Here is a 24,709-nt window from a genome sequence, read left to right as displayed (position 1 = left end):
CATCTATAATTCTTCGACAATAATATTGTGATTTGTAAAGACACAGATATCTGCGGCGATGTTCAACGCATTTTTAGCGATTTCTTTGGCCGACATTTCTTTATCTCCGTAATGTTTCATTGCGCGTGCTGCAGACAGGGCAAAATTACCACCTGAACCAATTGCTAAGATGCCGTCGTCTGGTGTGATTACTTCGCCTGTACCTGAGACTAACAGCATTTCTTTTTTATTCATCACAATCAGCATAGCTTCTAATTTTTGCATTGATTGCTGCGTGCGCCATTCTTGCGCTAATTCAACCGCTGCTCGAGTTAAATTACCGTTATATTCGTTTAATTTACCTTCGAATTTTTCCTCCAGTGTAAAAGCATCGGCGACACTTCCTGCAAAACCGACGACTACTTCGTCATTATATATTCTGCGGACTTTTTTTGCGGTCCCTTTCATAACGACTGATTCTCCCATCGTTACTTGACCATCTCCGGCCATTGCAAATTTTCCATTTTTTTCAACTGCACAAATGGTCGTTGAATGAAATTGTGATTCAACCATTATAATTCCTCCTAATTTAAAAGCGTAACGGGTTCTTTTTTTTCAAGAGATTAGCCCGCACAGCAAGATAATAGTAATAAACGTAACTATATATTTTCACTCGTTATGCACGAGGATGAAAGGTTCGATAATTTTTTTGTAAGCTTTCTTTTGTTACGTGGGCATAGATTTGAGTAGTTGATAAATCAGAGTGACCCAATAATTCCTGCACTGTACGCATATCCGCTCCATTATTAAGTAAATGGGTCGCAAATGTATGCCGTAGCATGTGAGGATGAATATCGCTATTCAAGGTACTTTTTTTGATTAATTGATTTAAAACATACTCAATCCCTGTCGGTGTGATCTGCTCACCATGATGGTTAATAAAAACAAAGGCATGTTCTTGATGATATTTGTCCATTAAAACCGCTCGGCCATTTTCAAGATACTCTTTAAGTGCATCTTCGGCAAATGATCCAAAAGGTACATAACGATCTTTATTCCCTTTTCCGTGAATAAGCAGTACATTTGCAGAAAAATCAATTGACTGTAGAGTCAAATTTGTACACTCACTAACACGAATTCCAGTGCCATATAGTATTTCTAATAATGCTTGATTTCTTAAATCTAATGGTTTTGAGCCTTTAGCGCTTTCGAACAACGCATCCATTTCTTTTTCGTAAAAGAATCTAGGTAGACGTAATTGTTTTTTCTTCATGTGTACGTATGAAAAAGGGTTCTCTTTGATTACTTCATTTTTAAGTAAAAATTGGTAGAAGGATCGTAAACTTGCAATTTTTCTGCTGATAGAGTTTCGGCTATATTCTTTATCGTAGAGAAAACTCAAGTATGTACGGATATCTAGATGATCCACGCTTAAGTAATTCGTGTCCCCAGTATTCTTTAAAAAAATAAAAAAGTTGATAATGTCTTCTTCATAGGCAATTTTAGTTTTTTCAGAATATCCGCGCTCAACGATCAAATAATTTAAAAATAGCTCTGACCAGTTTTTTTCCTGCATATATGACTCCCTCCAATAAATTACAAAGTAACTTTAGCATAACCATTTTGAAAAAACAAATGAATTGTCAGAATTTAATTAATATTTTCAAATTTAGTAACAATTTATTCATATTTAGCGATAAAGTCCCCTGAATTATAAGTGAAATTTAATTTATAAATGAAAAAGAGTGCGAAAAAACTGATGTCCAGTTTTTTCGCACTCTTTGTTTATTTACTTTATAACAAGGTCTAGTTCTTTACTAACTTTCTCTAATGTTGTCAAAGCTCTATCAGCAATTGCTTCGTAGCGCTCTTTTTTATCACGAATTCTTTCAGGTAATTCAGGGAACAAACCAAAGTTAGCATTCATTGGTTGGAAATGTTTGCCTTCTGCATGAGTAATATAATACGCCATACTTCCTAAGGCTGTTTCTCTTGGTAAAACAATTGGTTCTTCTTCTTTTGCTAAGCGTGCAGCGTTGATACCAGCTAATAGACCGCTAGCAGCACTTTCTACATACCCTTCAACACCTGTCATTTGTCCAGCGAAGAATAAATTATCTCTTTTTTGAGATTGGTATGTTGGTTTTAATAATTCAGGAGAATTCATGAAACTATTACGATGCATGACACCATAACGAACAAATTCAGCATTTTCTAATCCCGGAATCATTTGGAAGACACGTTTTTGTTCTCCCCATTTTAGGTGTGTTTGGAATCCTACTAGATTATATAAAGATGCCGCAGCATTGTCTTGACGAAGCTGAATCACAGCATATGGACGTTTTCCAGTCTTTGGATCTTCCAATCCGACTGGTTTTAGAGGTCCAAATAACATTGTTTTAATACCGCGTTTGGCCATTACTTCTATTGGCATACAACCTTCAAAGAACTTCTCTTTTTCAAATGTTTTTAATGGCACGACTTCAGCTGAAATTAATGCTTCATAAAATGCTTTGAACTCTTCTTCTGTCATTGGACAATTTAAATAGGCTGCTTCCCCTTTATCATAACGGGATTTTAAATAAACTTTATCCATATCAATGGTTGCTTTATCTACAATTGGTGCTGCTGCATCATAAAAATAAAAACCATCTGAACCATTAAACTCTTTTATTTGTTCAGCTAAAGACTCTGAAGTTAAAGGCCCTGTTGCAACAATGACGATTCCTTCAGGGATTGCTGTGATTTCTTCGTTTTTAACTGTTATCAGGGGATGATTCTTTATTCTATCAGTGATTTCTTGTGAAAAAGTATCCCGATCCACTGCTAAAGCGCCACCTGCTGGTACAGCAGTTTTATCTGCACTAGTAATAATAATTGAGTCCAAACGACGCATTTCTTCTTTTAATACACCTACTGCATTCGTTAAGTTGTTCCCTCTTAATGAGTTTGAACAAACTAACTCAGCAAAATTTTCTGTTTGATGCGCTGGGGTATTTTTTACAGGGCGCATTTCATAAAGTGTAACTGGTACACCTGCTTGTGCAACTTGCCATGCTGCTTCACTGCCGGCTAAACCAGCGCCAATAACTGTTACAGAAGTAGTCATATATTTCCTCTTTTCTTCAAAAAACCAACGGTATTGTCCGTTGGTTTTTAATTTTTTTCTTTAAAAGTACGAGCTATTTTTGAACGTTTTCTTCATAATCACCATTGATACAAACTACTTGCTTACCGCCTTTGACTTTTTTCTCAACAAGATATTGACCACATTTTGGACACGGACGCCCAATTGGTTTATCCCAAGAAGTAAACTCACATTCTGGATAGCGACTGCAGCCGTAAAATAAGCGATTCTTTTTGGATTTTCGTTCAATGACTTGGCCTTCCTTACAAACAGGGCAAGTTACGCCAATTTCTTTGACGATTGCTTTTGTATTTCGACATTCTGGGAAGTTACTACATGCATAAAACTTACCATAACGTCCTAGTTTGATCACCATTGGATGGCCACAAAGATCGCAGTCAAATCCGGCAGGTTCATCTTTGATTTGAATTTTTTCAATTTTCTCTTCAGCATTGGTTAATTCTTTTTCGAAAGGTTGATAAAAACGGTCAACCACTTCAACCCATTTTTCATTACCAACACCAATCTTATCCAAATCACCTTCCATTGAAGCAGTAAAATGAACATCCACAATTTGTGGGAAGAATTCAACGATTAGAGAATTGACAATTTCCCCCAATTCAGTGGGTTCAAATCGTTTATTTGTCAATTTAACATAATAACGTCTTTGAATCGTTTCTAGGGTTGGTGCATAAGTAGATGGACGTCCAACACCATTTTCTTCTAATGCGCGAATCAAAGTCGCTTCACTAAATCTAGCTGGTGGTTGTGTGAAATGTTGTTTTGGTTCAATATCAAGGGCGTTCACTTTATCTCCTTGAACTAAATCAGGTAAGATATTTTCTTTGTCTTCTTTGCCGTCATCACGACCTTCAACATAAACTTGCATGAACCCTTTGAATTTCACTTTCGCACCATTAGCAATGAAAATTACACCATTTTGTTCTAAAGTTACTTTCATTGTATCCAAAACAGCTGGTGTCATTTGACTGGCAACTAAACGTGACCAGATCAATGTATAAAGTTTTAATTGATCTTTATCTAAATATTGTTTGATTTCATTTGGTGTACGCAATACACTAGAAGGACGAATTGCTTCATGGGCATCTTGAGCACCTTGAGCATTTTTGACTTTGCGTCCGCCATGGGCTGAGAACTCACTACCGTAAGCTTTTTCAATGTATTCTGCAACTTCACTTTTAGCTGAATCAGCTATTCTAGTCGAGTCTGTACGCATATATGTGATCAAACCAACAGTCCCTTGTTTTCCTAAAGGAATTCCTTCATACAACTGTTGTGCAACCATCATAGTTTTACGTGTTCTGAAATTTAACTTTCTAGCTGCTTCTTGTTGTAAGCTACTCGTTGTGAAAGGTAGTGCTGGGTTTCGCTTGCGCTCTTTTTTCTCAACTTTCGTTACATCATATTCTTTACCTTTAATGCGAGTGGTCACTTCTTTAACAGCTTCAGCATTTGGTAATTTTTTCTTCTTGCCATCTAGACCCCAGAAATTTGCCTTAAACTTTTTCTTGCCTTTCTGGAAGTTTCCGTCAATACTCCAATATTCTTCAGGAATGAATTTACGAATATCATTCTCACGATCAATAATGATTTTTAAAGCTACTGATTGCACTCGGCCAGCACTCAAGCCTTTTTTGACTTTGCGCCATAGAATTGGGCTAAGTGAATAACCAACTAGGCGGTCTAAAATGCGGCGTGCTTGTTGTGCATCTACTAAGTCTAAATTAATCGTACGAGGTTCTTTAAACGCTGATTTTACAGCTTCTTTAGTAATTTCATTAAATACAACACGATTTTTATCAGTCAAATCTAAGCCAAGAAGGAAAGACAAATGCCAAGCAATGGCCTCTCCTTCTCGGTCCGGATCGGCTGCGAGATAAACTTTATCTGCTTTTTTGGCAGCAGCTTTTAAGCTTTTGATTACATCGCCCTTGCCCCGGATAGATATATAGTGAGGTTCATAATTATTTTCAATATCGATCCCCATTTTACTTTTTGGTAAATCTCGAATATGCCCAACACTGGCAACAACCTTATAATTTTTTCCTAAATATTTTTCAATTGTTTTGGCTTTAGCGGGGGATTCTACAATAACTAGATATTTATACGCCATTCAACGTGTGGCTCCTTTCGGTTTTTGTGTTTCTTCTATTATATATATCAAAATGTAGAGAACTCACAAATCGTAATTCATCATATCTATTCATCACAGGTTTGTCAAGGATTGATGCAGTTAAATAGAAAAAAATTGAATTTCTTCTAGGATATCTTTAGGAGAAATAGTGCATTTTGCCCCCTCTTTGATAAGACCATGACAGCCATCAGATTGCGAATCAAAGAGATTACCTGGAACAGCAAAAACTTCCCTCCCGTATTCTAAAGCGGCTTGTGCAGTTATTAGAGAGCCGCTTTTTTTTCGAGCTTCAATTACGCAAGTACCTAGACTCATACCAGCTATTATCCGATTTCTCATAGGAAAATGATATCTTCTAGGTCCTGTACCATTGGGATATTCACTAAGAACTAATTGCTCTTCCATCATCTTCCGTTGAATATGAGCTGTTTCTTTCGGATAGCATATATCCAAACCTGTTCCTATAACACCAATAGTATTTCCGCCATGTTGCATCGCAACTTGGTGGCTAACACTATCGATTCCTTTGGCTAAACCACTAACAATAACCAGATTATTACTGATCATTTCCGGGATCAATTGTCGTGCAACATTTATACCATAAACTGAAGCGGCTCTTGCTCCAATAAAAGCCAAACAATTTTTTTCTAAAAGTTGTAGGTTTCCTTTGTAGAACAATAATACTGGACAATTATATATTTGTTTTAAGTAATACGGATAGACTGGATCTAAAATGGTGATAAAAGTGTGTTGCGCCTGATATTCTTTCAATTTATCTGTGTTTTTGGACCAGTGATCCCATGACTGAGCAAATAATTTCTGATAGGTTGTGATTCCAGCGATTTGAATGATTTCTTCTTTTGAAAAATCAGTACCATTGTTGTATTTCATTGAAAAATCTAAGACTTTTAACATGCCTAAATTACCGATACCATTGCAGACAGCTAATTTAAATATTAAATCTCGTTGTTTTTCTTCCATAAAAAAACCTTCTTTCACAAATACTTGTTATAGTAAGTATCCGCAAAAAAAGGGGCTTTTTATTTTTTTAACACATATCTTTTATTGGAGCAAATGTTTTTCTGTGAATTGTACAGATTCCTTGATTCTCTAAACCTAACAAATGTTCTTTTGTTCCATAACCGGCGTTGTTTTCAAAACCATATCCAGGATACATTTTAGCATAGTCTTCCATTAGGCGATCACGGATAACTTTCGCAACAATACTTGCAGCTGCGATGGACACTGAACGAGCATCACCTTTGATAATACTGTCTTGAGGGATTTTTACGTCTAGCTCCATTGCATCAATCAATAAATAGTCGGGAATGAAGCAAAGGTCTTCCAGTGCTATTCCCATCGCCAGTTTGGATGCTTGATAAATGTTTATTTCATCAATTTTATTATGATCCACCATCCCAATACCAATCGAAATTGCTTGATTTTGGATTTCATCATAAAGCTCATCTCTTTTTTTGGCAGATAACTTTTTAGAATCATTTACTCCAAGAAGTTGAAAGTTTTCCGGCAAGATAACTGCAGCAGCTACAACTGGACCTGCTAAAGGACCACGGCCTACCTCATCTATGCCAACAATCAAACGATGACCTTTTGCTCTCGCATTATTTTCAAACTCTTGCATTTCCTCAAGTAATGCTACCTCTTTTTCATGCCGCTGCATTCTTCTATTCCATTGAGCAATAGCTTGCTGAACACCGCTGCGTTCATCTTCTTTCCATTGCTGGATTCTTTTATCATCTCTTGTTGTAATAGTTGCTAAAGCTGTTTTAATTTGCTGAATTGACTCAGTTTTCATCTTTTACGACTCCTAATTCTTCCCAACGATCTAATGTATACGGACCTAATTTACTGCTACGTATTTCTTGAATAATCATCTCACTTGCTCGATCATAATCATCACGATAACCGCGCTTTTGACTGATCAGCATCAAAAGTTCAGCAGCAGGTAAAAATGTTTCTTCCTCTGTTAAATGATAGCGTTCAACTAAACGCCCAGGATGGAAACGTGAAAAGAATGACAATCCGTAGATAGCTAAATCATCCAAATGAAGTAGTTGATCTTTAATCGCGCCCGTCAAGGCTAACTTCTTACCAATTTCCTGATCTTCAAATTTTGGCCACAGGATTCCTGGTGTGTCCAACAACTCTAGGTCAGTACCAGAACGTAACCATTGCTGTCCTTTCGTAACTCCCGGTTTATTACCAGTCTGAGCGATTTTTTTTCCTACTAGACGGTTCATTAATGTTGATTTTCCAACGTTTGGAATACCAATACACATCGCACGGATGGCACGTGGTTTAAGCCCTTTTGAACGTTCGCGTTCAAGTTTTTCTTTTAGCGCTTTTTTTGCTTCAGGAACAATTTTATTGACACCTTTATTTTGTTGCGCATTAATAACTAAAGTGTGATAGCCTTTTTCCTGAAAATACTGCTGCCATTTCTGGTTCTGTTCTTTGTCAGCTAAATCTCCTTTGTTTAATAAAACCAAACGAGGTTTTTGCTGAACGATTTGATCCATCATTGGATTTCTAGATGAAAGGGGTAACCTAGCATCAACCAACTCAAAAACGATATCAACATATTTTATTTTTTCAGATACTTCTCTTCTGGCTTTAGCCATGTGTCCTGGAAACCATTGTATTGTCATCTTATCACCTATCTTGGTATGAATTTCATATGTTTTATTGGGTAGTAAACAAATTGTGCTTTTCCTATAATATATTTACTTTCAACAGCACCAAAAGAACGGCTGTCTTTTGACATTCTTCGATTATCTCCCAACACAAAATAACTATTTTGGGGTAAAACTTCTTCTGTTGTAAGATCACTTAAATTAAAATTTGTCGTATACGGAGCTGTTTCATGATCTTTTTTTATATTTTTTTCTAAGAAGGGTTCTTCAATCGGTTTTTCGTTTATATAAAGTTGATCATTTTCGTACCTGACAGCATCTCCTGGCAGTCCAATCACTCTTTTGATATAGATTGATCCATTTGGTAGCTTGAATACAACTACATCAAAACGCTTGATGGATGAGAATTTTTCCATCACGATCATGTCACCTTGACTAAGTGTTTTTTCCATTGAATTACCATCAACAGGAACAGGGATTAGAATAAAACCTCTTAGTATAAATAACAGTACTAAAGAAGGAATGAGCAATTTCATGAAAAAAATAAAATACCCGATATATGTTTTCTGCTTTTCCACTCTCTTCTCTCCCTTTCTTTTGTTGATTCTATTATAAAGGAAAATTACTAGAAAAAGCGACTAATTTAAAGGAAAAGTTAACGCATTTAAAAATCAATGAGAAATAGGTGTGAAAAACTCGTTTTTTTCTTCAAACGAACTTTTTTCACGCCTATTTTATTTAATCTTTTTTATTTTCTTTTTGAATTTCGTTGATTCCTGTCTCATAAGCTTGATCATTTTCTTTGATTTTTTTTGATACAGCTAGCTCGATTTGAGTTGCTGTTTCATTATCTACTTCTCCAGTAACAGGTAGGTTGTTATCCGTTTGTAAAGAACTAACCGCTGCTTTTGTTTGTTCAGAAAAATCACTACTTTCTCCATTAACATCATAGTCTAGCGCTTTTAATAAGGAATTGACATTTTTAACTACTGATGAGGAATCGCCTATTTTTAGGGTTTTATCTCTAGAAATTGGAGTCAAGTAGGCGTAATCAGGATAATCGGCTTTAATAGTTGGTTCTAGACCTTTTTCATGGATCCATTCGCCATTTGGTGTTAACCATTTTAGAACCGTTAATTTAATCTCACTTTTATCATTTAGATTTTTTACGGTTTGAACGGTTCCTTTACCAAAAGTTTTCGTCCCGATAATTTTTTTATTGCCAGATTCTTTTAAAGCAGCTGCGAAAATTTCTGACGCACTAGCACTACCTTCGTCAACAAGAACAACTGTAGGTTCAGTAACTTTAAATCCGCCATCTAATTGGCTAGAAGCAACATCTTCACTTGTGTTTCCTTTTTTGTCTTCAAATTTGATGATTGTTTTTCCGTCTTTTAGGAACATACTAGCCATTTTTTCAACTTGATCAAGTAATCCTCCTGGATTTTGACGTAAGTCAATCACAAATGAAGTAGCGCCTTCTTTTCTTAATTTTTTTATTGTTTCTTGAAGTTCTTTGTAAGTATTTTCACCAAAAGAAGTAATCTTGATTGAGCCAATTGAAGAATCAGTTTTATCCAATTCACCGCTAACAGTTTCAATTGGAATGGTATCTCGAGTGATCTTCAATTCAAATATTTCTTCACCACGTTTAATCGTCAATCGAACTTCTGTCCCTTTTTTACCACGAATTTTACTGACTACTTCAGAAAGTTTTTTTCCTTTTGTTTCTTCATTATCAACTTTTAAAATCGTATCATTGACTTTCATTCCTGCTTTAGCAGCTGGAGAGCCTTTAATTGGTGCTTGAGCAACAGCAGGAAGATCATCTGTCATTGTCATTGTTGCGCCGATTCCTTCAAAACTGCCTGCTAGGCTTTGATCTAATTCGCCAGCTTCTGGTTCATTCAGATATGTGGAGTAAGGATCGTCTAATGCTTCAGTCATCCCTTTTAAGGCGCCGTCTACGAGTTTATTCTCATCAACTTTCCCTACATAATTACTAAGTATTTCGTTATACAGATTATCTACTTTTTTTAAATTTGTATTTTGAACAGGACTGTCAGCAAGTTGCTTTTTATATTGATAATCAAAATAAATATAGGAGCTGCCACCTGCCAAAAAAGCAACACAAGCAATAGAAATAATATATTGATGAAATGGGACTTGTTGTTTGTTTTTCATAAAGTCATCTCTTTCTGTAAATTTATCATTGCATGTTTTCCAGTTTACCATGAAAAAAAAGGAAGGAAAAGCTTTCTTTTCCCCCTCCTTCTTTTTTTATTTATTATTCTCTACATATTTTTCCCATAACTCGTCAAAAATGTACATGTTTTTTACATAGTCTGTATTCATTTCTAAATAAGTTGAGAGTTCATGATAATCTTCTGATTGTTTTGGAAATTGAATATCTTTTGCAGCATCATTTGCAAATTGACTTTCATCTGTTTTTTTGGGTGCTCTCAATGTCATTAAATAGTGATAAAAACTTCTTCTCATAGATTCACCAATTCTCTTTTATAAAATTTGCTCGATTTGTTTTTGATTCTTTGTAACGTTCAGGTTCTTTTTGATAAAAGTTTTGATGATAGTCTTCCGCAGGATAAAAATCAGCTGCTGGTTCAATCGTTGTTACGATAGGCTCTGTAAAACGTCCACTATTTTTCAAAGCGTCTCGGCTTTTTTCAGCTGTTCTTTTTTGTAGCTCGTTTATATAAAAGATAACCGGCCGATAATTATCTCCACGATCCTCAAATTGCCCTAAAGCATCTGTAGGATCGGTTTGCTGCCAGTAGATTTCTACTAATTTTTCATAGGACATTAGAGCTGGATTAAACTCGATTTTTACAGCTTCAGTATGTCCTGTTGTGTGGCTTAAAACTTCTTCATACGTTGGATTTGGAACATGTCCGCCGGTATAGCCTGATGTCACAGAAATAATACCGGGTTGTTTATCAAATGGTTGAATCATACACCAAAAGCAGCCACCGGCAAAAATTGCGATCTCGCTCAATTTGACTCCTCCTTTTTATCAGTATTATCTTTTGGTAAATAAATGTTCATTCGGATGTCATCATCAACTAAATTTATTTTTTCAGCCCGTATAAATAAACCGTTTTGCATTCTAAATTGATCTAAGCGTAGTAAAACTGTGATATCATCAGGATTCACTTCAACCCAGCTAGGTAGTTTATAATCCCTTTGAACGAATTTTAAGATTTCTTTCATTGGAAGTCCTAACGTTCCTACAGATAAACTTTTTGCTTTTAGTTGTACGTTTCCATTGTCCATTACATATGGATCAAAATAAAGATAAAACTGAATTGGGTGTCCAAGAACTTCGAACGTACCATTCAACATCGCTTCATTTTCTAAATAAAATTTATAAGTAATGTCAGATCCTTTTTGAAAATCTTCAAGATAAAAATCGATTAATGCATTTACCTGCTTTTTATTTGATTGGATGGCGATAACTGGTGTCCCATCTTTTTCTACTAATTCAGGAACCGGTTTGTAGTTTGGTTCTCGAACTTGTGTCACTCTTACAAAAACAAAAATCATACTTCCAATCATCAGACCAATCAAAACTAGGAAAGCAATTTTCCAATTGTTTATCGTTTTTTTCACTTCTGGTGCTTTTTTTCTTCGTCTATTCGCTTTTTTTCCTTCTGGTTCATTCGTCATTTGTCTCACTCACTTCCTTTATTTAACCATTTATCTTCGGTACTAGTCATCTTGTCACGTACTGTGCTGGCCATGATTTGGTAGCCTAAATTATTGGGGTGAAAACGATCTTCTTCATATAACGCATTATTTTTGATATCACGGTCTTCGCTTGATGTTGTATTGATATCTTCGCTGCTGACAATTCCAACCTCGTCCCCTACTCCTTTATAGAGTAAATCATTGACTGGAATGAAATAGGCGTTCTTCTCTGCCTTTACAACTTCTTGTGTCCCGTTATTCCAATTATCCACTATCTCTTGCATTTCTGTGATGTCAGGAAAATAAAGGTAAAAGGGATTGTAAATACCTAAAACATATATCGGCGCATCAGCATTATATTTACGAATTTCTGTAAGGAGCTTTGCGACTTCTTTTTGGTAGTTTTTCAAAGGATTACTAAATGAATTTTTGGTTAAGCGAAATACATCTCCCTTAATCACTTTCATTAAATCATTCCCGCCAACAGTTAAAGTAATCATATCTGCTGAAGCCAATCCTTCTTGAATTTCTGTGTTTTTTTTGATTCGTTTAAGAATTTGGTCACTACGGTCGCCGTTTTTACCGAAATTATCGGTTTGAACACCATTTAAATGGTATTTTTCTTGCAAATCTTTGGCAACTAAGGGAACGAATCCGCCTGAGTTGGTTGAATCTCCGATCCCTTCAGTCAATGAGTCACCAATTGCAACATAATGAATCACTTCTTTGGTTTCGTTTTTAACAGTTTGCTTTGTTACAATTCCTAAAACTGGTTTTTCCTTAGGAACAGCTATCATCAACACTGCAAAAGTGCCGATAATCATAATGAAAAAAAGGGCAAAACTCGACCAATTTTTTTCTAAAAATAATTTCATTGTATCCCTTCCTTTACTGCAAATCAAAAAGAGCATGTCGATCTACAGCACAAAGTCTCTAAATGATCCCTTGCTTCTTCTATTTACTTAGATTTTAAAATCCTGATTATTAAATTATCTCTATTTTAAGTGCATTTGTACAGTAAAATTTATAAAAAATAATTTTTTATAAAAAAAGAGTCTGGGACACAACTCTTGGAGTTATATCCCAGAACCTTAAAAGGCGGCAAAAAAGCAGCTCCTTCTTATTTATCAGAGTGGAAGGCTTTTGACTCAGTCTGTATAATACATGATAGCAAAAGCACCTTTACCTGTGTGAGTTGCAATTACAGGATTTGTATGAAGTACCGGAATTTCCATGTCAGGAAACAGCGCTTGTAGCCCCTCTTTAAATCCATTAGCCAACTCTAATCCATCAGCGTGAGAAATACCAATTTGTCGAACGTTTGATAAATGACTCAATTCATTTTTTAATTCTTCAAACCACTTATTGAAAGTTTTCATTCCTCGACCTTTAGCAACTGGAATCAGCTCAGTATGATCAAAATCCATGACAACTTTCATATTAAAAATATTAGATAAAAGTCCTGTTGTACGACTGATACGGCCGCCTTTAACAAGATTATCCAACGTAGAGATTCCAATAAATAATTTAGTATTTTCTTTGACATGATTGATTTCAGCTAAAATTTCAGGAACACTTGCGCCGTTTTTAGCAAGTTTGGCTGCTTGAATCACTTGAAATGATAAGCCTTGATCGGTAAAGTCACTATCTATCACTGTAACCTTGCTAGAACTTAAGTTTCCAGCTTGTCTAGCTGCTTCAACTGTACCGCTTAATCCTTTAGTCATATGAATCGAAACCACTTCGCTGCCATCAGCTCCTAAACGATCATAAAGCTCAACAAACTCACCGATAGGCGGTTGGCTAGTCTTAGGTAAAGCTTTTGCTCCGCTCATAAGCTCCATAAAATGTTCGCCCTCTAAATGATCATCATCAGCGTAAACAACACCATCGATCATCACAGATAAAGGCATCATCTGAATATCCAACTCATCACGAACGCTTTTTAGCATTGTACAAGAAGAATCGGTTACAATTTTAACATTTGTCATAATTTTATCACTCTTTCTTTATAAACAACCTCAATTCGTGGTAAAATACTTTTGAGGCTTAAATGTCTGTATATAGTATAACAGACAAATAATTATTTTTCACCAAATTAAAATGAAGGAAGTTGATTTCTTGGAAAAAGTTAAATTCTCCAGAAAATATATGATTGTAAATGAAGTTCTCAATGCAGTGACTCACGGGATTGGGGCTGGATTAAGTATTGTAGGATTAGTTGTTTTACTTTTAAAAGGGGCGCGTCTTGGCTCGGCAGTACACGTTGTTTCATATGCTATTTATGGTACAACATTGATTCTTTTATTTTTATCGTCTACTTTATTTCACAGTTTGATTTTTACTAGAGCTAAGAAAGTTTTTCAGGTTTTTGACCACAGTTCAATTTTCTTATTAATTGCTGGAAGCTACACACCATTTTGTTTATTAAGTATCAAGGGGTGGTTAGGCTGGTTATTGTTTGTTCTTATATGGCTGATGGCGATTAGCGGAGTTGTCTATAAATCATTAACTCTTCATAAACAAGAAACAGTTAAAAATATTTCTACTGTGATTTATATTATCATGGGTTGGTTATGTATCATTGCTGCCAAGCCGTTATACGATTCTTTGGGATTTACAGGTATTGCATTGTTGGTCGCTGGTGGTGTTTCTTACACATTAGGCGCTGCTTTTTATAGTTTGAAGAGTGTTCGATTTATGCATGTAGTTTGGCATCTATTTGTTATGCTGGGTGCTGGGTTTATGTTCCTTTCAATTTTATTATATACGTAAGAAAACAAATTACCTTCATTTTAAAGGTTAGCTAAAGCATTTCTTTTTGATTCGTCAAAAAAGAAATGCTTTTTTTATATTTTTCTCTTTACAAATCGAACAAACATTCGTATAATGAATATACAAACGTTTGTTCGATAAAAATTATGAGGTGATTAAGAATGAAAGCAGTTCGTCGAGGTGGATTATTATTTTTTGTATTGGTTATTGGTATTTTCTTAGGAACATTAGGGTTACGTTCAGCTTTGCTTATTGTTAGCCCTCTATTTATTATATGGTTCATGTTATGGGATGAGAAAAGATATACTCAGGCTAGAAAAAAAAGAGAACATCAGCATTATATCTATCGTAAATATCCGTAAAACAGATTTGCTAATATACTACAAAAAAGTCTTTACTCTTATGTTACTAAGAGTAAAGACTTTTTTAGTATTCCATTAATGTAACTATTTCGTAATCTGCAATTTTATCTCGCCCATGTAAATCCATCAATTCAATCAGGAATGCACAGCCTACTACAATACCACCTAAAGACTCAATCAATTCAATTGTCGCTTTGATTGTACCGCCTGTAGCTAATAAATCATCACAAATCAACACTCGTTGTCCTGGTTGAATAGCATCTTTATGAAGCGTTAACGTATCTGTTCCATATTCCAATTCATAGGTCACTTCGATTGTTTCACGAGGTAACTTCCCTTTTTTACGAACAGGTGCAAAACCTACGCCTAGTTCATAGGCAACTGGACAGCCAACAATAAATCCGCGTGCTTCAGGTCCAACCACCATGTCGATTCTTTTTTCTTTTGCATAATCGACGATTTGTTTTGTTGCTTCACGATATGCGTCCCCATTTGCCATCAACGGTGAAATATCTCTAAAAACAACACCCTTTTCTGGATAATCAGGAATACTAGCAATATAATCTTTTAAATTCATTCTTATACTTCCTCCTCATTCCACAGCCATTGTTGTATTGTCTCACGATCGCTGTATAACAAAAATTCTTCTGTTTTGATTCTTTTTAAGCGAGTTTGATAGACCTTACTCTCAGTCAACGGATGATTCTCTGGACTATCGACTTTTCTTAAAACACCGTTTTCTATTGTAACAAATCCTAGGTCAAAAAACACCTGAATCATAAAAATTAGTAATTTTTCTTGTATTTTTAAGTGTTGAGCAACAACATTTAGCTTATAACGAACATCCACTTGTTCTTGTTGTCTTACGAATTTGTAGAGTTGAGCATATTGTTCTCTGGTTCCAGTACCGTTTAGATACGCTTCCTCTAGAGAAATTCCCATCATATAAACACGCTCTATTTTTCCAAGTTGTGTAATTTGCTTCAGTAAAGCAATATCATCTGGGCAATCGACAAAAACTAGTTGTTGAATGTCCTTGTCTTTGATCTTTTCTACTGCTTCATCTAAATCGTTAAACAATAATTGATCACTGGCAGTATCATCAATTAGCTTCTTACTATCGTTACTAAAGTACACATATAGCGTATTTGAAGCTGGAATTTCTTTTTGACGACCATTTTTACCGCGAAGATCAAATAATTGAACACCATCAACTGAAAAATCATTAACCATTAGTTGTGGTTTTTTATTACCGTTCCACTCGTTGATAGATAATTGCCCAGAAACACTTGTTGCTCCTTGCTCAAATTCATCTGCTTGATTTCCCATTTGAAATGCAATTGCATCTAATTTAGCACTGTCTTGACTTAACTGAAACTTAAGGTGACTTTTATCTGCTCCGATTTGACGAATTTGTTCAATAGAAACATCTTCGAATAAAAAGTTTGGGACTGGGTTATCTGTTCCAAATGGAGCAAGAATTTTTAGTTGCTGAATGAATGGAATTGTTGCTTCTTCCACTTTTAATGTTTCATCTATCAATAGTTCTTGTCCTTGAGAAAGATCGATTTGATTGGCTTCAAGATAGCTAATGAGGTGTTTTTTTACTTTATCGATATTAGCAACAGGCAGCGTCATACCAGCAGCCATATGGTGTCCACCAAAATGAGTAAAGTCTTCACGGATTTCACTCAATGCATCAAATAGATTCAATGCTGAAACACTACGACCAGAACCTTTTGCAGATTCATTATTTTCGTCTATCGTCAATACAATCGTCGGTTTCCCGGTTTCCTGCATAATTCTTCCCGCAACGATTCCAAGAACCCCTTCATGCCAACCTTGTTTTGCCACAATATGAATTGGCTCACTGAGATCGATAAGCTCAAAGGCTTCTTTTGTAATTGTTGCAACAATTTCTTTTCGTTCGTCGTTTTGACTATTAATGTATGTTGCAATTCCCTCAGCTTCTTCTTCATCAAAGGTCGTCATCAGTTCAACACCTGGTGCAGCATCGCCTAATCTGCCTAAAGCATTCAAGCGTGGGGCAATGGTAAAGCCGATATTCTCTTCACTTATTGTTTCTTTTTTGACTTCTGCTAAATGGATCAATGTATCTAAACCGATTCGTTCACCGTTTCGAATCATTTCAAGCCCCATTTTTACTAGCACTCTATTTTCGTCTGTCAATGAAACCAAATCAGCAATTGTACCAATCGCAACTAAATCAAGAAATTCAACAGGCAGCTCACCTAGTAAAGCCGTAGCTACTTTGAATGCTACTCCTACACCTGCTAGATCGCCAAATGGATACTCTCCTTCTGGATGTTTGGGATGGATAATTGCAAAAGCATTTGGTAATTCTGGAGGCAACTCATGGTGATCTGTAATAATCACATCAATTCCTTGTTCTGTTGCATAATTAATTGCTTCGTGACCAGCAACTCCGTTATCCACTGTAACAATTAATTGTATACCATTTTCAATCTGTTCTTTGAATACAGATAGATTTGGTCCATACCCATGAATGAATCGATTTGGTAAGAAGTATTCAACTTCACCACCAATTAACTCGATTGCTTCTTTCATAACGGTTGTACTAGTGATACCATCCGCATCATAATCGCCATAGACCAGAATTTTCTCCCCTTGTGCGATAGCCTCCTGAATTCTATTTACAGATTTTTCCATATTATGCATCAAAAAAGGATCGTAAAGATTTTCAACTGTAGGACGTAAAAACGTTTCTAAAGCATCTTTTGTCTGAATTCCTCGATGCCATAAAAGTTGCCCTAGCAAAGGATTGATTTTTTCATTTGTTAGTATTTCTGAAAACTCTTGAGGCAACTCTGTCTTGTCCCGTAATTGCCATGTATATTTTGCTTTTTTCACGACGTCACTCCTAACCAAGTAATTATAACAAATAGAATGGGAAAACTAAAGAAAGTATCATAGAGGAAAAACTATTTTCGCAAATTAAAAAGCAGAGATAAACTATTTCTGCTTTTTCTCTGCTTCTGTCGACTTATTCTTCTTCATTACTTCTTGGTTTCGTGAAGTGGTCTACACGACTGCCAACAGGTTCTGTATCCTCTGTAGCAGTTAGAGGTGTATTAGCAACGACCGTATCATATTTTGCTTGCAATTCAGCTAATTGATTTTCATATGTTCGTTTAACTTTTTCAACTTCTTCTTGCGTTAGTTTCTCTGCATCGTTTTTGTAGATTCCAATGGTTTTCTCTAATTCTTTCACTTGCTTTTTCTGCTTCCACATTGTCGTAGTTGAGGTTAGTAAACCTATCAAAGCTCCTAAAATGGCTGAACCAAGAATAATTAGAATTAATGGCCCCGAAATTTTCGCAAAACCGAAGCTGACTGGAACTGTTTGGTTATTTAATACAGCAAAGATTACAATGATAAGAACCAAAATTAGACCTATAACTACACGCCACTGATTTTTCATCTGTTCTTCCTCCTTATTTTTTGTTTAGTAATCCGCCAGCCAATAAATCACCTATGTGAGGAAATAAGGTATACAAACGATAGGCACCTTCCATGATTCGGGGGCGATTAATTTCTCGTTTGAACGTTCCCATTGCATTTACAATTTCTCGTGCTAATTTATTTGGTTCTAGGACGAATAAATCAACCGAGGATAAGTAGTCACCTGAAGGATCAGCTTTATCGAAAAAGTCAGTCTGTATAGGACCAGGATTTACGGTAGTAACAGAAACTCCTAAAGGTTTTAATTCTAATCGTAAGGCATTTGAAAAACCTAAAACTGCGAATTTTGTTGCAGAATAAACAGTTGACTTTGCTGTGGCCATTTTCCCAGCCATAGACGCCACGTTAATAATGTGACCTGTTCCTCTTTCTGCCATTTGAATCGCCGCCTTTTGTGTAAAGACCATCATCCCTAAAACATTGACTTCAAACATGTTTCTAGCTATTGCTAAATCTGTGTCTATAAAGTTTTCAAAAATTCCAAATCCAGCATTGTTGACTAGTACATCAATGGGCCCAACCTCTGCTTCGATTTTTTCAAAAACAGTGTCCACATTTTCAGGATCTGCAATATCTAACTGAAAGGAAAAAGCTAATTTTCCGCTTAACTCTTCACATGTTTCTTTTACTTTGCCAATCAAGTTAATCCTTCTAGCACATACAACAACAATTGCGCCTTTTTTCGCTGCTTCATAACAAATTTGTTCCCCTAAACCTGCTGAACCCCCCGTTACGACAACTATTTTATCTGTTAAATCTTGTCCTGGATACATTCTCTTTCCCCCTTACTGATCTTTGAAAGGTATTTCTATTATTTCCATATCTTTAACGATTTTTGTTCTAGGAAATATTTCTTTAGCTTCGTTTTCTAAATGAATGATATCTCCAGTTAAATAACGTGCGCTGATATGAGTCAAAACAAGCTTTTCTACATTGGCTTTTAGTGCAACTTGTGCAGCTTGATGACTTGTTGAATGATAATAAGCTTTGGCCATTTTTTCCTCATCTTTGTTAAAAGTACTTTCATGAACTAGGATATCGGCATTTTCAGCGAGTAACACACTGTTTTGTGTTTTTCTTGTATCGCCTAAAATAGTTACGATTCTTCCAGCTTTTCTTTCTCCAACGAAGTCTTTTCCATCAATTACTTGACCATCAGGTAACTCTACTTGTTCTCCTCGTTTGATTTTTCCGTAAATCGGTCCTGATGGGATATTTAAGGCAGCAAGTTTTTCAACTTGTAATTCTCCTTCGTGATCTGCCTCAACAATTCTATAACCAAAACTTTCGATTCCGTGATCCAACGGCAAACAGGAAACAGTAAATTGTTTGTCAGAAAATACGATTCCTTCTTTAGCTATTTCAATAAATTTCAGCTCATATGAAAGCCGCGTTTGCGATACCTTTAATGCTGTTCGAACAAATGCAGCAACACCTGGTGGGCCATACACTTCAAGTTTTTCGTTTCCGCCTTGAAAAGATCGACTACTTAATAATCCGGGTAAACCAAAAATGTGATCCCCATGTAAATGAGTAATAAATATTTTTTCTATTTTTCTGGGACGAATATTACTTTTTAAAATTTGTAATTGTGTTCCTTCGCCGCAATCAAATAACCAGACTGCATTTCTTTCGTCTAATAATTTTAAAGCAATACTGCTTACGTTACGATGTTTTGCTGGAACCCCAGCTCCTGTACCTAAAAATTGTAATTCCATTGGCTACCTAACTTTCTTTAAACTTCTTCTTTATTTTAGAAGAAAGTTACCACTTTAGCAAATAATATTTATTTCACAGGAAAACGTAAAATAACGGTGGTCCCTTTTGGCGAGGTATCAGTCAACTGGATTTTTCCATGATGTTCGTCTACGATCCATTTTGCAATCGCAAGTCCAATCCCGTAACCGCCTGTTTTACGATTTCTAGAGCCTTCCCCTCGATAAAATCGTTCAAACGCTGCTGCTTTTTTCTCATCAACGATCCCTATACCTGTATCACTGATTTTTATTATCCATTCGTTATTTTTAACCGTCGAGAAAACAACTATTTTTTCACCCGATGCTGTATATTTCAATGCATTATCTAACAGAATGATTAATAGCTGATGGATTCTTTTTTTATCAAAAATCAATTGTTGCTCTTCACCTAACTCAATGGTAAATTCTTTTTCTTCAGCTAAAGCTAACTCTTGATACGGAAGCAAGACATTCTCTAGGAAGTGATTAATTTTTACTGCTTCCTTTTCTAAGGTTAGTGAATTTGAGTCTGAACGGGCCAGTAAGAGTAAATCGCTTGTTAACTGACTCAAACGTTGCACTTCGTCTAAAGATAAAGCTATCGTCTCAGATTCTTCTAAAATTGTATGATTTGGCTTGGTAAACAATTTTTCTAATTTTGCTTGGATGATTGTCAAAGGTGTTCTTAATTCATGAGAGGCATTTTCTACAAACTCTTGCTGCTTTTTCCAAGAAATCAAGATGGGTTTCATAAACCACTTTGAAAGAAAATAGCTTAAAGCAATTGATAATAAACCAAAAATAACCATACAAATAATCAATATTTGTTTAAACTGCTGAACTGTCCCTTTAATTGGATCAGTATTTACTAACAGTTGAATATAGGTTATCTCAGATTGTTTTTCAACTGACAACGTAATCGAACGAAATTGAAGTGACCGATTATTACTATCTTTTGTTTGAATACTAGTTATTTTATTTAAATCTTCTGTCGATAATGTTAAATTTTGGAAATCATAGAAACGAGAACCTAACTCAGCTTCATTGAGTATCTTTCCATCTTTTGACCAGAGAATTACTTGTTGTTGAAAATTATTGGGCGGTGGTGTATCAAATTTCCCTAATTCTGGTATTTTTTCCTGTAATCGTTCATTTTTTGTCAATTGGTGTTCTATAAATTGTTTATCTTCAGAAAGTCGCTGTAAATCATGGTCAACGGACGTATAAATAGATGATTGCACCAATTGAAATACAATTAAACCTAAAATCAGAAAGATACTTGCAAACGAAATCAAGTTCATCAGAAAATAATTAATTCTTTGTCTTTTACTTAATTGTTTATTCATTCTCTTTCTCCTCAGGCACTTCAAATAGATAACCAACGTTACGCAACGTTTTTATCCAACGATCAATTCCGAAGGGTTTTAAATTTTTTCTGAGATTGCTCATATAAACTTCAACAACCGTTAACGTTGTATCGGATTGAAATCCCCATATTCGATCAAACAATTGATCCTTGGTGATGATTCGTCCTTGGTTTTGCATAAGATAATGTAGTAGATCGAATTCTTTCCCTTGAAGAATTACTTCCTTCTCTTTAAAAATCGCCTGACGGTTATCCAAATCTATTCGCAAATCATGAACAACTAATTCATTCTTTTGATTTAATCCCAAAGAACGACGGGCAAGCGCTTGGACACGTAACAATAATTCTTCTCTATGAAAAGGTTTAGTCAGGTAATCGTCTCCACCAGTTTTAAATCCATTGACTTTATCTTCCAAACCATCCTTAGCCGTCAAAATCAGCACAGGAGTGTAAATATTTTTCTTTCGTAAAGCAGTTAAGACTTCTTCACCAGTCATTAAGGGTAACATCAAATCTAAAACAATTAGATCATAAATACCCCTTTGTGCTTCGTATAGAGCTTCTTCTCCATCATAAACCTGAAAAATTTCGCCGATTTTAGATAAAATTTCCAAAATACTGTCTGATAATATTTCATCATCTTCTACTAATAATATTTTTAGCACTTGTTTTCACATCCTTATAATCAAAAAAGAAGACGAATAAAAAGAGCTCTTTATCACATCTTCTCACTTACCATTTATTTAATTTGAAGAATAGGCTTAAATAGACATCGTTGTTAATTATCTATTTAAACCTATTTATTATATTTCCGGTAACTAATTAATTTTCTGTTTTTTCATTGGAATCTTGTTTTTTATTTCTCCAAGATTTTTCAGCTGAATCTTTTGTTTCTTTTTCTACGTCTTTGGCATCAGTGATTTCTTTTTCTACATCTTCAAAATCTAAACGTGTGATTTCGCCGCCTAATTCATTCATAATTAACTGATTTAGTGGACGATTGTCATCTTCTTCTGCAATTAAAATCAGTCCAGTCTCACCTTCGCCGATTTGTTTGGTTACGTGTTCAAAGACTGTTTGAGCATCTTGGATTTCTTTGGCATCTTGAGAAGCTCCAAATAAACTTCCCGCAAACCAACCTAATAAAATACCTAATGGTCCGCCTAAAATTCCTATTAGCATTCCTATAAAACTATTCTTAGATGTATGATTATTTCCTGTAAAATCAAGAAAATCATCTATTTTGAATTGATGAACACCATCGTTTTCATGGGTGACAACCGCCATTTGTTCTCCTTTGATTTTTTTCTCCAGATACAATTTTTTTATCTCAGAAAATGCTTGGTACGCTTGGCTCTCTACATCAAAGTGCATAATAATAACTCGTTTAGACATATAACCACCTCGTTCTATTTGATATCCTTATTCTATCAATAAACTAGCTATTAAAGCAATGGAAATAAATTATCTAGGTGGTTGTCCACCAGGTCCGCCACCCATTTGACTGCCATTAACTTGTGAGCCAGTTTGGTCTACTGAAGTCAACGTATCACTTATAGTGATTTTAGCTAATTCTGTTCCGTTAGAATAGTTGCTGTTACTGTATAATCCATTTTTTTCGGTGCCTGTATCTTGACCACCCGTAGATAAATTAACAGTTTCACCAACTTTTAAATCAGGTGAACTAATAGCTATATGGGAAAACTCTTTTTTAGGAGAAAAGGACAGAATTGTTTTTCCATCAGTATTTTTTAAATTGATGAGTGTCCCTGCTTTTTGCGTTTCATCAAAATAAAGACTAAGTGCTGCTTGAGTAGAAGAATTACTAGCACTCATTGCCATACCTGAACTTCCACTCGCAACAAACAACCCGCCATCCATTGTAAAAGTACCGTCATAATCCAATGCACCATTTCCATTATCTATTGGACCATTTACAATCAATGTACCAGCAGTCATGCGAACATCTCCGTTGCTGTCAATCCCGTCACCTTCTGCATTAACATAGACCGTTCCACCATTTATTTCTATAAATTTAGTACTATCACCGCCGTCACCAGGTTTACCAGCTCCGCCAGGTCCTCCAAAAGAATCTGCACCAAACTGTCCATCCTGATTGGTCTCATCAGAACTTCCACCGGCAGCATTAATCCCATCATCTGTCGCTTTTACCGAAATATCGCCGTCATTAATTGTAACCGTGGAGCCTTCTAAGCCTTCATAAGAGTGACCGACATTGATTGTTCCTTTTTTAATTACCAAGTCTGTATTAGCATGAATACCGTCATCACCGCTGGTTAGTGAAAAGGTTCCATTATTAATCGTAACAGCAGCATTAGAATGAATGCTGTCATCTGCTGTGTTTAACTCAAAGGTTCCATCATCTATTATAATGTTGCCAGATGCTTTTAACCCTTTGTAGCTAGCTGCAGTGTCGATTGATTGATCTTCATACCCTTTGGCTGTTTGTATGGTGATGTCAGCTTTAGAAATAGATAGATTTGTTTCAGCTTGAATCCCATCGTTACCTGCTTGAATCGTGAATGTGCCCCCGTCGATTGCAATCCAGCCTTTACTGGTGTCTGTGTTATTATTGGCTTGGATACCATCTCCTTCAGTTGTTTTCAAAGAAAAAGTTCCACCTGCAATTGATAGTGCATCTTTCCCCTTCAATGCGTTATTTTTTGCACTAACGTTGATTGTACCGTTGGTGATGACTAAATCATCTTTGCTGCGGATACCGTTGCTGTAGTTTCCAGTAAGGTCTAGAGTACCCGTTCCGTTAATTGTCAAATCGTCTTTACTGAAAAAAGCTGCGTCAGGCTCAGTTTCTTCGGTTGAAGCAAAAGCATAATCTTTTCCATCAGTCAGAGTATTTTTCGATCCTTCAGCTAAGGTTGTAATGACTTTTTTTGCTTGTTCAACATATACAGCAGAAGAAGAATCATTGTTTATTGACACATTGTTTAAAACCAGATGAACCATTTCGTTATTGGCATTGATTTTGACCTGACCTTTATAACTTCCAGATAAAATGTATGTCCCTCCTGCAGTAATGGAAATTGTATTGCTCTTTTCAGAAGCACCTGATCCATCTATTGTGCTGCCTGAATCTTTTAACGCTATTTTCGTAGCGGTTGTTTCATCATATGTTTCAAGAAGATCATCATTGTCATACTTACCATATTTATTATCTGCTGTTTTTTTCGTTTCTTGTACGGCAGCAATTTCTTCTGTGCTTTTTGAAGTTGCTGTCGTTTTGTTTGAGGTTTCTTTAGTACACCCAATCAATGTAATGAGTAGAATAGCCAATGGTGCTAAACCAAGTTTATTTTTTTTCATGACC

25 protein-coding genes are annotated in these 24,709 nt (G+C 35.6%); 2 read left to right on the top strand and 23 right to left on the bottom strand.

Annotated elements, in window-relative coordinates:
- Positions 1 to 3: 3 nt before the first annotated feature.
- From hslV to AC4BB2_RS06725, 14 genes are all read right to left on the bottom strand, one after another.
- Positions 4 to 552 (bottom strand): HslVU peptidase proteolytic subunit, encoded by a 549-nt coding sequence (hslV, locus tag AC4BB2_RS06790; RefSeq protein ID WP_069634112.1) that lies wholly within the window; start codon positions 550 to 552, stop codon positions 4 to 6.
- 103 nt (positions 553 to 655) lie between these two features.
- Complete coding sequence (xerC, locus tag AC4BB2_RS06785; protein WP_490472210.1) at positions 656 to 1,555, bottom strand: tyrosine recombinase XerC; 900 nt, start codon at positions 1,553 to 1,555, stop codon at positions 656 to 658.
- Positions 1,556 to 1,768: 213 nt separating this feature from the next.
- Complete coding sequence (gene trmFO, locus AC4BB2_RS06780; protein ID WP_490472209.1) at positions 1,769 to 3,088, bottom strand: FADH(2)-oxidizing methylenetetrahydrofolate--tRNA-(uracil(54)-C(5))-methyltransferase TrmFO; 1,320 nt, start codon at positions 3,086 to 3,088, stop codon at positions 1,769 to 1,771.
- A 73-nt stretch (positions 3,089 to 3,161) separates the two neighbouring features.
- Entirely contained in the window at positions 3,162 to 5,240 is a 2,079-nt protein-coding gene (topA, locus tag AC4BB2_RS06775) for a type I DNA topoisomerase (protein ID WP_490472208.1), read from the bottom strand.
- A gap of 120 nt (positions 5,241 to 5,360) precedes the next feature.
- Entirely contained in the window at positions 5,361 to 6,242 is an 882-nt protein-coding gene (gene dprA, locus AC4BB2_RS06770) for a DNA-processing protein DprA (protein WP_490472207.1), read from the bottom strand.
- A 67-nt stretch (positions 6,243 to 6,309) separates the two neighbouring features.
- A complete protein-coding gene (gene rnhB, locus AC4BB2_RS06765; RefSeq protein ID WP_490472206.1) occupies positions 6,310 to 7,077 on the bottom strand; it encodes a ribonuclease HII in 768 nt (255 codons plus the stop codon).
- Positions 7,067 to 7,930: a ribosome biogenesis GTPase YlqF gene (gene ylqF, locus AC4BB2_RS06760; protein WP_490472205.1), complete on the bottom strand. Its 864-nt coding sequence runs from the start codon at positions 7,928 to 7,930 to the stop codon at positions 7,067 to 7,069. Before ylqF ends, rnhB begins: the two co-directional genes overlap by 11 nt.
- An 8-nt stretch (positions 7,931 to 7,938) precedes the next feature.
- Positions 7,939 to 8,493: a signal peptidase I gene (gene lepB / locus AC4BB2_RS06755; protein ID WP_490472204.1), complete on the bottom strand. Its 555-nt coding sequence runs from the start codon at positions 8,491 to 8,493 to the stop codon at positions 7,939 to 7,941.
- Between the two features lie 160 nt (positions 8,494 to 8,653).
- The gene (locus AC4BB2_RS06750; protein WP_490472203.1) at positions 8,654 to 10,099 is read right to left on the bottom strand and encodes a S41 family peptidase; all 1,446 of its coding nucleotides are present in this window, start codon (positions 10,097 to 10,099) and stop codon (positions 8,654 to 8,656) included.
- A gap of 96 nt (positions 10,100 to 10,195) precedes the next feature.
- The gene (locus AC4BB2_RS06745) at positions 10,196 to 10,414 is read right to left on the bottom strand and encodes a YozE family protein (protein ID WP_490472202.1); all 219 of its coding nucleotides are present in this window, start codon (positions 10,412 to 10,414) and stop codon (positions 10,196 to 10,198) included.
- Positions 10,415 to 10,418: 4 nt separating this feature from the next.
- Positions 10,419 to 10,928, bottom strand: coding sequence for a peptide-methionine (S)-S-oxide reductase MsrA (gene msrA, locus AC4BB2_RS06740; protein WP_490472201.1), 510 nt, complete (start codon positions 10,926 to 10,928; stop codon positions 10,419 to 10,421).
- Entirely contained in the window at positions 10,925 to 11,599 is a 675-nt protein-coding gene (locus tag AC4BB2_RS06735) for a YpmS family protein (RefSeq protein WP_490472200.1), read from the bottom strand. Before AC4BB2_RS06735 ends, msrA begins: the two co-directional genes overlap by 4 nt.
- Positions 11,600 to 11,604: 5 nt before the next feature.
- On the bottom strand, positions 11,605 to 12,495 hold the full coding sequence (locus AC4BB2_RS06730) for an SGNH/GDSL hydrolase family protein (RefSeq protein ID WP_490472199.1): 891 nt from the start codon (positions 12,493 to 12,495) through the stop codon (positions 11,605 to 11,607).
- 273 nt (positions 12,496 to 12,768) lie between these two features.
- Positions 12,769 to 13,611, bottom strand: a complete 843-nt coding sequence (locus AC4BB2_RS06725) for a DegV family protein (RefSeq protein ID WP_490472198.1) — start codon at positions 13,609 to 13,611, stop codon at positions 12,769 to 12,771.
- A 130-nt stretch (positions 13,612 to 13,741) separates the two neighbouring features.
- Here AC4BB2_RS06725 and trhA point away from each other — a divergent pair, with 130 nt between their 5' ends.
- Positions 13,742 to 14,395 (top strand): PAQR family membrane homeostasis protein TrhA, encoded by a 654-nt coding sequence (trhA, locus tag AC4BB2_RS06720; protein WP_490472197.1) that lies wholly within the window; start codon positions 13,742 to 13,744, stop codon positions 14,393 to 14,395.
- 161 nt (positions 14,396 to 14,556) lie between these two features.
- Positions 14,557 to 14,757, top strand: coding sequence for a hypothetical protein (locus AC4BB2_RS06715; protein WP_490472196.1), 201 nt, complete (start codon positions 14,557 to 14,559; stop codon positions 14,755 to 14,757).
- A gap of 64 nt (positions 14,758 to 14,821) precedes the next feature.
- Here AC4BB2_RS06715 and AC4BB2_RS06710 read toward each other — a convergent pair whose 3' ends face one another.
- The 9 genes from AC4BB2_RS06710 to AC4BB2_RS06670 form a co-directional block, all read right to left on the bottom strand.
- Positions 14,822 to 15,334, bottom strand: coding sequence for an adenine phosphoribosyltransferase (locus tag AC4BB2_RS06710; protein WP_490472195.1), 513 nt, complete (start codon positions 15,332 to 15,334; stop codon positions 14,822 to 14,824).
- Between the two features lie 2 nt (positions 15,335 to 15,336).
- Positions 15,337 to 17,649, bottom strand: a complete 2,313-nt coding sequence (gene recJ / locus AC4BB2_RS06705; protein WP_490472194.1) for a single-stranded-DNA-specific exonuclease RecJ — start codon at positions 17,647 to 17,649, stop codon at positions 15,337 to 15,339.
- 133 nt (positions 17,650 to 17,782) lie between these two features.
- Positions 17,783 to 18,220 carry a LapA family protein gene (locus tag AC4BB2_RS06700; RefSeq protein WP_490472193.1) on the bottom strand — a complete coding sequence of 146 codons (438 nt, stop codon included), beginning with the start codon at positions 18,218 to 18,220 and terminating at the stop codon, positions 17,783 to 17,785.
- A 13-nt stretch (positions 18,221 to 18,233) separates the two neighbouring features.
- A complete protein-coding gene (locus AC4BB2_RS06695) occupies positions 18,234 to 19,034 on the bottom strand; it encodes an SDR family NAD(P)-dependent oxidoreductase (protein ID WP_490472192.1) in 801 nt (266 codons plus the stop codon).
- 12 nt (positions 19,035 to 19,046) lie between these two features.
- Positions 19,047 to 19,979, bottom strand: a complete 933-nt coding sequence (gene rnz, locus AC4BB2_RS06690; protein ID WP_490472191.1) for a ribonuclease Z — start codon at positions 19,977 to 19,979, stop codon at positions 19,047 to 19,049.
- Between the two features lie 68 nt (positions 19,980 to 20,047).
- The gene (locus tag AC4BB2_RS06685; RefSeq protein ID WP_490472190.1) at positions 20,048 to 21,343 is read right to left on the bottom strand and encodes a sensor histidine kinase; all 1,296 of its coding nucleotides are present in this window, start codon (positions 21,341 to 21,343) and stop codon (positions 20,048 to 20,050) included.
- Positions 21,336 to 22,028 (bottom strand): response regulator transcription factor, encoded by a 693-nt coding sequence (locus tag AC4BB2_RS06680; RefSeq protein ID WP_490474650.1) that lies wholly within the window; start codon positions 22,026 to 22,028, stop codon positions 21,336 to 21,338. Before AC4BB2_RS06680 ends, AC4BB2_RS06685 begins: the two co-directional genes overlap by 8 nt.
- Positions 22,029 to 22,185: 157 nt before the next feature.
- Positions 22,186 to 22,758: a DUF1269 domain-containing protein gene (locus AC4BB2_RS06675; protein WP_490474649.1), complete on the bottom strand. Its 573-nt coding sequence runs from the start codon at positions 22,756 to 22,758 to the stop codon at positions 22,186 to 22,188.
- 69 nt (positions 22,759 to 22,827) lie between these two features.
- Positions 22,828 to 24,705: a carbohydrate-binding domain-containing protein gene (locus tag AC4BB2_RS06670; protein WP_490474648.1), complete on the bottom strand. Its 1,878-nt coding sequence runs from the start codon at positions 24,703 to 24,705 to the stop codon at positions 22,828 to 22,830.
- Between the last annotated feature and the right edge of the window lie 4 nt (positions 24,706 to 24,709).

The organism is Enterococcus sp. AAFC-DPL-5146 (genome assembly GCF_058216635.1).
Note: the sequence above shows the minus strand (reverse complement) of the source record. Positions and strands in the feature narration are given on the sequence as shown.